Genomic DNA, 1,365 nt, shown 5'->3' with positions numbered 1-1,365 from the left:
GAGCGAATTCTGGATTTGGGGAGCGAGTTTATGAGGTGTCGAGCGAATTCCGGATTTGGGGAGCGAATTGATGAGGATGTCGAGCGAATTCCTGGGTTGGGGAGCGAGTTTATGAGGATGTCGAGCGAATTCATTTGCCGAACGTAAGTGGCAAGTATGAACCGTTCCCACATATCTTCTGAGTATATTTTTCATAATAGTCAAGTAGTTTTTAATCTCAAAATTTATATTAAGTAGATCAACTCTAATTTCTTTTTTGATACGAACTCTTGTTCTGTTTATTGGAATATAGTATAATAATAACTAGAATTACTTCAATAGTTTATCCTCAAAACTTTAAAGGGTGTGTTGGAATGTCGATTGCTTCAGTCGTATATAAACCAACTCCTGAGAATTCCCACAATAACGTAATCCATGAAGATACAAAAGAATATAACCAACATGATTATTTGTTCAAAAAATTAATCCATAACTTTTTCGAAGAGTTTTTAGAAGCATTTTTCCCAGAAGTTCACGAGCATATTGATTTCTCTTTCATTAAACCGATGTCTGAAGAAGTATTCAATGACCTAACGAAGGGTAGTAGTAAACGAGCAGATATTGTGATCGAGACGAAGTTAAAGGAAGAGAATACACTAGTCATCATTCATGTCGAACCTCAAAGCACGCTGAAAAAGATTATTTCACGTTAGAATTTCCATTTTTCCATGTCTTCACTTTTAATTTCCTTATGCTTGAATTAAGGAAAAAGAATTGGCGAGCGTTCATTGAATCCGATAACCCAGCCGCAACGGCATTACTCAGTAAAATGGGATATACGGACAAAGAAAAAGTAGAAGTGAAGATGGAATTTCTAAAAATGCTTGTGCGCATGGAATTAAATCCTGCTGAAAATAGGTTTATAAGTAGTTTTTTTGACTCATATTTAATATTAACGAATGAAGAGGAGGAAGTGCTCGTGGAAAAGGTGAAACAGTTGGATAATGCGGATGAAATCCTAGAACTGCCGAATTCTTGGGAGAAGAGAGGGTATAGAAAAGGAAGAGAAGAGGGGATTCAGCAGGGTAGAGAAGAAGGAATTCAACAAGGAAAGGAAGAAGGGATTCAGCAAGGTAGAGAAGAAGGAAAAGTAGAAGGGAAACATGAAGTAGTTATAACTATGTTAAAGAAGAACTTTCCTATTGAGATGATTTCGGAGGCAACAAATGTAGCTAAGGAAGAAATTGAAAAGATGAAAGATGAGATGTAGATCTAACTAAAGATAAAGCTTGGTTACAGGTATGGTAATGAAATATTCTCCAATTGGGGTTGCAGCCTTAATTGCAACTACAGTAGGTGAATATGGTGCCTCAGTGTTAGGAGCAT

General features: G+C 36.6%; 2 protein-coding genes. Both read left to right on the top strand.

Annotated elements, in window-relative coordinates:
* Positions 1 to 353: 353 nt before the first annotated feature.
* Positions 354 to 692, top strand: coding sequence for an RpnC/YadD family protein (locus tag BUB12_RS18245; RefSeq protein ID WP_327196162.1), 339 nt, complete (start codon positions 354 to 356; stop codon positions 690 to 692).
* 38 nt (positions 693 to 730) lie between these two features.
* Positions 731 to 1,249: an RpnC/YadD family protein gene (locus BUB12_RS18240; protein ID WP_327196161.1), complete on the top strand. Its 519-nt coding sequence runs from the start codon at positions 731 to 733 to the stop codon at positions 1,247 to 1,249.
* Positions 1,250 to 1,365: the final 116 nt, after the last annotated feature.

The organism is Ornithinibacillus halophilus (assembly GCF_900129485.1).
Taxonomy (GTDB): Bacteria; Bacillota; Bacilli; order Bacillales; family Amphibacillaceae; genus Ornithinibacillus; species Ornithinibacillus halophilus.
This window is presented reverse-complemented; position numbering and strand designations above follow the sequence as displayed.

Excerpts from the sequence above, each read along its gene's own strand:
- BUB12_RS18245 (WP_327196162.1), top strand. The coding sequence starts at position 354 with ATGTCGATTGCTTCAGTCGTATATAAACCAACTCCTGAGAATTCCCAC.
- BUB12_RS18240 (WP_327196161.1), top strand. The coding sequence starts at position 731 with ATGCTTGAATTAAGGAAAAAGAATTGGCGAGCGTTCATTGAATCCGAT.